The following is a 9,100-nucleotide window of genomic DNA, read 5'->3' as shown; positions in this document are numbered from 1 at the left end:
GGCCCAGAGTGTGTAAAAACGCCTTCGCGAACTCTTGCTATGATTTCTGAGGATTTCATCGCAGGGATCGCCCATGAAGCGCTTTATCCAAGGTGAACATCGAGGCCAAGGCACCTTACTTCCCGAGAGCCTCGACGACTACGTCAGCGATACCAATCCGGTGCGGGTAGTCGACGTCTTTGTCGACGAACTCGACCTGGTCAGTCTGGGTTTTGAGGGTGCTATTCCTGCTGACACAGGCCGGCCGGCTTACCACCCCGCGATCCTGCTGAAGATCTATATCTACGGTTATCTCAACCGCATCCAGTCGAGCCGACGTTTGGAGCGAGAAGCCCAACGCAACGTCGAGCTGATGTGGCTGACCGGGCGTTTGATGCCGGATTTCAAGACCATCGCCAACTTCCGAAAAGACAACAGCAAGGCCATTCAAGGCGTCTGTCGCCAGTTCGTTGTGCTGTGTCAGCAGTTGGGACTGTTCGGAGAAAATCTGGTCGCCATCGATGGCAGTAAATTCAAAGCAGTCAACAACCGCGACCGCAATTTCACCAGCGCCAAATTGAAGCGGCGAATGGAAGAAATTGAATCGAGCATCAAGCGTTACCTGGCTGCACTCGATGCTGCCGATCGGCAAGAACCCACAGCTTCCGAGCCTAGCGCCGTGCGGCTGGAAGAGAAAATCGCCAAGCTCAAAACTCAAATGAAGGAGCTTCACGCGATCGAAATCCATCTCAATGAATCGCCGGATAAACAGGTCTCACTGACCGATCCAGACGCCCGCTCCATGAAGACGCGTGGCACGGGAATCGTCGGCTACAACGTGCAGACAGCGGTCGATACTCAGCACCATTTGATCGTTGCACATGAGGTGACCAACGTCGGTTCCGACCGCGATCAACTCAGCTCAATGGCCAAGCAGGCCCGCGAGGCTATGGCGTCAGAAACGTTGTCGGTAGTGGCTGATCGAGGTTACTTCAAAAGCGAACAAATCCTGGCTTGTCACGCTGCCGGCATCACCGCCTATGTGCCCAAGCCGATGACCTCTGGAGCCAAGGCAGACGGGCGTTTCAATAACGATGCCTTCCTCTATGACGCGGCAAAAAACGAATACATTTGCCCGGCTGGAGAGGCGCTGATCTGGCGCTATACCAACGTTGAAAAAGGCCTGACGTTGCACCGTTACTGGAGTTCGAAATGCCAGGGCTGCGCGTTGAAGTCGCAATGCACTCCGAGCACGGAACGACGGGTTCGACGCTGGGAGCATGAAGCCGTATTGGAGGAGATGCAGCTTCGGCTGAGCAAAGCGCCGGAGATGATGCGAGTCCGAAAGCGGACGGTTGAGCATCCCTTCGGGACGCTCAAACAATGGATGGGTGCGACGCACTTCCTGACGCGAAAGCTGGCCGGGGTGGGCGCGGAGATGAGTTTAAATGTGCTCGCCTACAACATGAAACGAGTCATGAAACTCATCGGTGCTCACGGTTTGATGAAGGCGCTATCGGCATAAAAAAGCTGATTTTGGCCCATCCCAGAGGCTATAAACAGAGTTGACGTGTTCCAGGTCGCGGCTGATGCAATACGCAGTATTTGCCATGCGCTCGTTCAGCCACGAACGTCAATGATCCAAGACGACGAGGCCTTGAGCGTTTTTACACACTCTGGGCCAATAGCGGTCGCTCACTACCAGCCAAGCTGGCAGTTGATAAAGGGTGAAAGTCGCTACGAGAGATGGTAAACCCCCCCGACCCCGAGTCATGCGTGATACACCGCGAGGTGCATGGCGAAGCGTTGACAGGGGAAACCAACAGGCCAGCCATTGAGCCGCGAAATCATGAGTCCGGGGCGCCGATGCTGTTATGGGCGCGTCGTTCGAGGGCTCTGACGACGATCAGACGCCTGATGCCAAAAGGAGGCGGAGAGTTGATTCTGGCAAGCGATGAGCAGACATTTTTTTGCAATTTACCCGAATACGCTGCTGAAACACTCGTTTACAGGAGTTGTTCGCATGATTGGCAATTTAACCCCGACGGGGTTCAGTTTGGCTACCTTGCCCGCTCGCCTGACTTTTCGCAGCGTCCGCGCCTTAGCCATGACTCCTGCCGAAGCCAGCCGCCTGCTGGCGGACGTGCGCCATGCAGCAGTCGATACCCTCATGCCGATGCGATACTATCATCACGCACAAAAGAGCTTGTGACGAAAGTGGCGTAAAATTAAGTAATTAGAATTAAAAATCGAAGGTAGTTTCACATGTATGCAGTAAGTCCCTTGAGATATCCCGGAGCCAAATGGCGATTAGAGAAATTCGTCCATTCAGTTCTGGTGGCCAACAAGCTTGAGGGCGGGCACTATGCAGAGCCATTTGCCGGAGGGGCAAGCTTAGCAATCTCTCTGCTGCTACAAAATTATGTTAGTGAAATACATCTTAATGACTTGGATAAATCAATTTATTCTTTCTGGCAGAGCGCCCTCCATCAAACGAATGAACTAATTGAGCTGATATCCGCAACTCCGGTAACCATTGATACTTGGAACGAACAAAAGCTCGTCCAACTGAATAAAAATCATGCAACACCACTAGAGTTAGGGTTCTCGACTTTTTTTCTAAACAGAACAAATCGTAGCGGAATTTTAACAGCTGGCGTTATTGGCGGAAAAAATCAAACTGGGAATTGGAAGATTGATGCTCGGTTTAATAAAGAAAATCTGATATTAAGAATATTAAGAATTGCTGAAAAAAGAGATTCAATACATATATATAATCTAGATGCGGTTGACTTTCTAAAATTATGTAACACTAAGATCCCTGAGAAAAGTTTTGTATATCTTGATCCTCCTTACTTCGTAAAGGGGCAAGAGTTGTACATGAATTTTTACAATCAAGAGGACCATTTTCATCTGTCAAATTTTGTTCTCGAGGAACTTAACAAGCCTTGGATGGTCTCTTATGACGACGTTCCCGAAATAAAATCACTATACTCCAAAGCCCGTGCTACCGAAGAACCCTATTTATTACCGTACAGCGCTAGCAAAGAGCGGAAAGGGAAGGAGATTTTCTTTCTTTCCCCCAACTTAGACACTGAAACCAATCTCATCCACACCAGCACTCGGACTAAACGAGCCTTGGGTCGAAGGAGGTTGTCATACCTGCCGGCTGCTGAAAACGGCTTAAAAAGCACGAATTTTCGGCCAGAAGTGGACGGTCTGGCCTAGGGACATCGCGCGCTGCATGGTATTCTGAGTTTTGAAAGCTGCGCAGGATGAGGCCAACGGCTACCATTTTGTGACGTAAACGGGCGTGCTTAAGAAAATCAAACGTAGTAAGTAATGCAGGAGGCTCTAAATGAACCGCTTCCACACCATAGAAAATAAAGGCACTGACTGCCGATTCTGCGGTTTTTTGAATTCTGGTTCAAAAAATTCCGAGATAGATACTCCATGGATGCTTGGTGAGCAGTATGCCGCCTTCGTCTCTGTCGGTGCTCTGGTACCTGGTTGGTCTTTAATTGTTCCGACGGACCACAAGATTAATTTATCCAAAGATTATTCAAATAAAAATTTTTGGAGTTTTGTAAAAGAAGCTGCTTCAGTACTCGAAAATAATTTTGGAAATTTTTCGATATTTGAGCATGGCGCATTTAAAGCTGAGTCGAAAACAAGCTGTGGTACTGGCCATGCTCACTTGCATATGGTTCCGGTGAACTTCTCGCTATTTGAGGCGGCCAAGGCATTCAACACTGAAATGACCTGGGAGAAGTGCCTCGCGAGTGAAGTGGCAGAAAAAAGTAAGAGCTCCGAGTATCTTTTTGTTGCTGACAGTTTTGATGGCGAACTAACGCAGGGTTATATTTGTGTGCTTGAGGAGGAAACTTCTCAGTTTTTCAGGAAGGTTATTGCAACCAAATTAGGTATGCCTGAAAAATTCGACTATAAAACTTCTAAAATGCTTGAGGTCTCAAAGGATAGTGTCGAGAAGCTTTCTAATTATTGCTGGTCTATTTCCAATAAAACTCGCTCAGCATAATCTAGGGCTCAATGAATGACCATAGAGCAGATCGTACCAGCAGAACAGCCAGATGTAACATCTGTCACGCCTATCACTAAAGAGCCAGATGCTGCATCTGCTACCCCTCCCGCTAAAGAACCACATGTTGAGCCAGTAACGACTGCCGCTAAAGAGCACGTAAATGATGACCATAGGGTTGAGGGCGATTGGGAGAGCAGATGGAACGAGGCCGCGAGAGTTGGTATAAGAATTGATGCTGCTTATGTTGGTGTCGTCTTTTTTCTAACCTTGGTCATGTTATTGTTGACTTGGAGAGGCACAACATACGAGTTATTAGCGTATGGTTGTACTTCTTGTTCGCCTATCAAGTTTAATCAATATGCATTTTTCTTCATAGGAGGGGTCCTAGGTGGAACGATGTTTGGGCTTAAGTATCTATACAAAGTAGTGGCGCGAGGCTATTGGAACATTGATCGTAGACTTTGGCGTATCTTTTCCCCTTTTCTAGCAGGCGGCTCCGCTTTAGCTATCGGTGGCCTCTTGGACTCAGGAATGTTGGGACTTAGCATAAAGTCATCTTCTACCTCTTTCTATTTTTCTCTGGGGTTCATTTCGGGATACTTCGCAGATAGCGCTCTAGCAAAAATGCAGGAAATTGCAGATACAGTCTTCGGTTCGTCTGCACGCTCATCTAAGTAATATCCATTGTGTTAGTCATAACCAGACAGATAAGGTGAGTATGGCCAACCCTATTAAGAAGCCATTGACTCCAGCGGCATCTCTAATTTTTTTAAGCGGATCAAAGGTAACTAGCCTTCTACCTGATGAAATAACTGCTGACAAAGTTGGCCTTAAGGCATACGGGCTCTCCTCGATCCCCTCAGTCTGGACTTTGCCGTTTATTGTCATTAGTGGTGAGTGCCCCCCTTTTGATATTGCTATCTCTCAAGCTTTGCTAGATGCGAAAATAAAACCTTCAGCAAGAGTTATTGTTAGGTCTAGTGGGGTATTAGAGTCAATCGATACTCGCGGCTCACTGGATTCATCTGAAAGCTCACCTGATGAAATTTTAACCACGATACAAGAACTTCGTAAAAAAATCGGTCTGTCTCACCCAGAGATGGATATGGGTAAAGTTCATTGGATAGTTCAAGTACTAGCTCCTTTTAAACTTAAAGGGCATCTCTCAAACGAACGACGTCTCAGCGAAGCTCTTCGAGACTGGGTCGCGGAAGCAGAGGCCACAGATCATACCCTTCCTGAAATTCACAAGATACCGATAAGGAAGTGGCGCGACGCGCGACCATTAGAAATAAAAAAACTTGAATATTCATATAAAACGAATTACCTCAATGGACTGAGAGATATCGCACACTGGGCTCATTCGAGAGCTATCAGAGTTCATTTCGAATGGGTTTGGGATGGAGAAAATATTTATGTTGTTCAAGCTGATGAGTGTGAAGACACAACTAATGGAGTAGATCCAACGCAGTTAACAACTTCTCAGGTGCTAACCGCGCTGGAATTTGTTCCTGAAGCGTTTCGTATAGCAACAGAAGACGATTATAAAAACTATATGAAGCTTGCCAACGCTAAGCTTTATAGAGAGATTGGATACACAGCTATATCTTTCTACGTGCTTGACATGAAAGATGAGCTAGATCTCATTATCAAAACTGGCGAATGTAGTGATCGACTTAAAAAAGATCTGAAACAGCTGACTGTACGTCCTCTTGTGATAAGAACAGATGGTTTAAAAATACCCTCCTCCCAAAAACAGATGCTGCCTAGGAGCAACGAGTTACGCTCTGTGGAGGCAGCAATTGAATGGTTGAGTGTTAATTTTAAAGAAAAAATTAACGAGCTGAACTTAGCAGAAAGTGAATTGTGCCTTATCGCTCATCATTTCATTCCCGCATCTGCTTCGGCTTGGAGTCAGGCACATCCTGACAAGCGGCGAGTTAGAATTGAGTCTCTGTGGGGGCTGCCTGAAGGTTTGTATTGGTACGCTCACGATGTTTTTGACGTCGACACAAATTACCGGTCTACAAAAAATGTGCCGAAAGCTCCTGCGAACCTGTCTATTAGAGAAAGGTTGAGATACAAAGGCCGTTTTGTTGCTCCTAATGACAACGGTGAGTGGGTCGTGCATAACACCGCCGCAGGGTACGATTGGAAGCGAAGCATAAAGCGGAAAGATTGGATCGAAGAGATCGCATGGTCTTCACGAAAAATCGCGGAGGCGCTCGGAAAGTCGGTCGTAATCATGTGGTTTGTTGATATTCCCAAAGCCACAATGAAGCATGCAGTGATCCCTTGGTATCACGAGGAGTGGAAACATGAGGGCACCCTTCCAAAAGCGGCCCCCAGAAAAAAGCTCGCCTCGTCTGAGGAAGTTACACTGCAAACAAAGTCCGATTGGGAAAATTTAAAAAAAATGTGCGCGGAAGGAAGAAATATCGCGCGCGTACTGATAGAACCAATCGAACCAGATCTCGTTAGAGACCAACAATTTGCCAAGGATCTTGCAGAACTAGCACATAACGTCGGTTTTGTAGTGGAGCTTTCTGGCGGAGTACTTTCGCATGCGTATTATATGCTCACATCCTCAGGGTGTCGGGTGGAATGTGCAGATTTATATGCGACCGAAGAGGGCGAGCTCGAGTTCAACAAGCTCGTCAGGGACAAAATACCCGATACGATAAATGCTCGGGGCGAAGAAGTAAAACTTCTGAAGCTGGAAGGAGAAGCATTAATTTTAGCTTTAAAACGAAAGGTGGTCGAAGAAGCTCTTGAGGTCCTGGATGCTAAAACCTCTATGGATATAATTGAGGAGTTGGCTGACCTTCAAGAGACTGCTAGCGCCTTGGCGAATGTTTTAGGTATCAAAGATAAAGATATAGAAGAAGTTAGAAAAGAAAAGAAAGCGAAGCGTGGCGGCTTTGAAAAAGGTTTGATGCTTGAAAAAACGGCTTTAGCATCATCGTTAAGTCAGATGCAAAGTGACGACGACGATCCGTTCGCACTTTCATTACCCCATATTGAGAAAACAATATCGCAGCCGGAGCAACTTCCTTATTATCCACACGACATTCATTCTGATAAAAGATATGATAGCCAAGGAATATTCGAGCGTCAGTTTTCGTTAGCTTTGCCCGCGCACGGAGAGAATTTTCGCCCGCCAAGAGTCAATTTTACTTTAGAGTCATCTGACAAAAATACGCATGAATACATCCTTGACCTCCATATGGAAAGAACAGGATCTGATCTTCGTTGTAAAATCAGAATAATTAATGCGCCTACTCAAATGTCGCTAAAATTTTAAGACTCTTTGAAGGTAACTAAAAAGGGCCCGGACGGGCCCTTTTTCAGGTGAAGCGACTTTATTTTTTCAACCAGCTCTCAACCTCGTCGGCTCCGTGCTTGGTTTTCCACTCTTTCAGCGTCTTGTGATTGCCGCCTTTGGTTTCAACCACTTCGCCGGTGTGTGGGTTTTTGTAAGTCTTCAACTGGCGAGGCTTGCGAGTAGCGGTCGCTTGGGCAGGCGCTTGGCGGCGCGAGCTGCTGTGCGGGTCAAGCAGATTGATGATGTGCTTAAGGCTGAAACCGTACTGATTAAGCAGCTCGCGTAGCTTCGTTTCGAACTCAATTTCCTTTTTCAGCGCTCCGTCGCTCTTTAGTGCTTCCAACGCCTGGAGCTGTTCGGCGAGGTGTTTTTCAAGCTTACGATATTCGGCAAGTTTGGACATGTGCATTCCTTGTGTTGTGTTTTAGCGATATCTATCTGAAGTGTATTACAGCATGGAGTTCAGCTCACTTTCGCCCCTTCAACTGGTCTTCGATGTAGCTCATTTCGTTCTTGATCAAGTTGACGGTCATGGCCTGAACATTCGAGACCTTACCGGTTTTGATGTCCACGATTTTCATCAGCGTGGTCAGGTGGTTTTTGCGGGCCTTCAAGGTGTCGGTCCAGTTGGCACTGCTTTGTATTGGCGTGATCATGATCTTGGTCCTGATGGAGTTTTAAACAGCCTACGTCGGTAGGCTGTTTCGGGTGGTCTGGCGCATTACAACGAGAGAACGTCTTGCAACGAGTACTTGGAGGCGCGCTCCCACAAATCGCTACTGGTCCAGTTCCTGAAGTTTTCGCCTTCTTCAGGAAGGATTAGTTTCCTGAGACTGATTTGCTCGCCGCCGACAAGATCAATGGCAGACCAGAGCTTGCCGCCCATCTCCAGCAGCTCTTGAGCTTTCTCGTTCCACTGCTCCTCAAGAACAGTCCGCGCCAGGAGCAACGCCCTTCGTTCGATGGTTTTGTGCTCTTTCCGCGCCTCGTCGATGTGTTGATCCACGATGACGAGCTCCTGCTCCAGCGCGGCAATGATCAGAAGTTGCCGACGATGGTGCTCGCTCGCAGTCGCCAGATTCTTCGCAGCTTTTTGTGCGTCGGCATTTGCGGTCTTCTCACCCTCGGTGTCGCCCCAGGCCACGGCTTGTGCATAGGCGGTTGCCGCATCGGTTTCGGCTTGCCGAGCCTTGGTCATGTCCTCTTCTGCCTGCTGCTGGATCTGCGCCAAGCGAGTGCTGAGGCTGTCGCGTTTCTCGTTGAGCTCTTGCTCGTCAGCTTTCCAGTTCGTCATCGATTCGACGTAGCCCGCCATCAGGGTTTCATGATTGACCAACTGCTCACGTCGTCGAATTCGAGCGTCTGCGTAGCTAGCGCGTGTCTTGCAGGAGTCGTAAGGAATTTTGAGGGTGTTGTACTGTTTTCGAACTTCATACAGTCGATCTGCATCGAGTTCCTCCTCGCTCTCCAAGAGCGCTTCCAATGGCGCTATTTGCACGTAATGTTGTGCTGCCTCACTCAGGAGGCTATCGCGATGGGTCTTCAGCTCTGCGATTTTGTCCAGCAAGACGCGCTTCTTTTCGCATACGGCTACCGCTTCGCTGCTGACTGCTTCGGGCAGTGAAAGCCCTGTCGCATGGCTATTTGAATCATTGGCCAGCAATTCGTGTTGTTCGGTGGAGGTTTGGAATTCGTTCATCTGTCTTGTTCCTTCAAATTTGAGTTTGGGTTGCATGAGCGGCTGGCGAGGCCGG

General features: G+C 47.9%; 9 protein-coding genes. 6 read left to right on the top strand and 3 right to left on the bottom strand.

What is annotated here, in order from left to right; translation table 11 throughout:
* The first annotated feature begins 73 nt into the window (after positions 1 to 73).
* The 6 genes from BFP90_RS02205 (at position 74) to BFP90_RS02185 (ending at position 7,325) form a co-directional block, all read left to right on the top strand.
* Positions 74 to 1,504 (top strand): IS1182 family transposase, encoded by a 1,431-nt coding sequence (locus BFP90_RS02205; RefSeq protein WP_065895849.1) that lies wholly within the window; start codon positions 74 to 76, stop codon positions 1,502 to 1,504.
* Between the two features lie 498 nt (positions 1,505 to 2,002).
* Positions 2,003 to 2,191, top strand: coding sequence for a hypothetical protein (locus BFP90_RS02200; protein ID WP_065895848.1), 189 nt, complete (start codon positions 2,003 to 2,005; stop codon positions 2,189 to 2,191).
* Between the two features lie 53 nt (positions 2,192 to 2,244).
* A complete protein-coding gene (locus BFP90_RS26965; protein ID WP_083203140.1) occupies positions 2,245 to 3,207 on the top strand; it encodes a DNA adenine methylase in 963 nt (320 codons plus the stop codon).
* 130 nt (positions 3,208 to 3,337) lie between these two features.
* Positions 3,338 to 4,018 carry a hypothetical protein gene (locus tag BFP90_RS27995; protein ID WP_141688906.1) on the top strand — a complete coding sequence of 227 codons (681 nt, stop codon included), beginning with the start codon at positions 3,338 to 3,340 and terminating at the stop codon, positions 4,016 to 4,018.
* Positions 4,019 to 4,033: 15 nt separating this feature from the next.
* Positions 4,034 to 4,699 carry a hypothetical protein gene (locus BFP90_RS27990; protein WP_141688905.1) on the top strand — a complete coding sequence of 222 codons (666 nt, stop codon included), beginning with the start codon at positions 4,034 to 4,036 and terminating at the stop codon, positions 4,697 to 4,699.
* Between the two features lie 40 nt (positions 4,700 to 4,739).
* A complete protein-coding gene (locus tag BFP90_RS02185; RefSeq protein ID WP_141688904.1) occupies positions 4,740 to 7,325 on the top strand; it encodes a nucleoside triphosphate pyrophosphohydrolase in 2,586 nt (861 codons plus the stop codon).
* A 58-nt stretch (positions 7,326 to 7,383) separates the two neighbouring features.
* On the opposite strand, the gene BFP90_RS02180 is transcribed toward BFP90_RS02185, so the two are convergent.
* The 3 genes from BFP90_RS02180 to BFP90_RS02170 all read right to left on the bottom strand — a co-directional run bounded on the left by BFP90_RS02180 (position 7,384) and on the right by BFP90_RS02170 (position 8,910).
* Positions 7,384 to 7,749: a histone-like nucleoid-structuring protein, MvaT/MvaU family gene (locus BFP90_RS02180; protein ID WP_065895844.1), complete on the bottom strand. Its 366-nt coding sequence runs from the start codon at positions 7,747 to 7,749 to the stop codon at positions 7,384 to 7,386.
* Positions 7,750 to 7,813: 64 nt separating this feature from the next.
* Positions 7,814 to 8,002 carry a hypothetical protein gene (locus tag BFP90_RS02175; protein ID WP_065895843.1) on the bottom strand — a complete coding sequence of 63 codons (189 nt, stop codon included), beginning with the start codon at positions 8,000 to 8,002 and terminating at the stop codon, positions 7,814 to 7,816.
* A 65-nt stretch (positions 8,003 to 8,067) separates the two neighbouring features.
* The gene (locus tag BFP90_RS02170) at positions 8,068 to 8,910 is read right to left on the bottom strand and encodes a chromosome segregation protein SMC (protein ID WP_065895851.1); all 843 of its coding nucleotides are present in this window, start codon (positions 8,908 to 8,910) and stop codon (positions 8,068 to 8,070) included.
* Positions 8,911 to 9,100 lie beyond the last annotated feature (190 nt).

Origin of the sequence: Pseudomonas sp. 24 E 13, from assembly GCF_900004715.1 — a bacterium.
GTDB lineage: Bacteria > Pseudomonadota > Gammaproteobacteria > Pseudomonadales > Pseudomonadaceae > Aquipseudomonas > Aquipseudomonas orientalis_A.
This window is presented reverse-complemented; position numbering and strand designations above follow the sequence as displayed.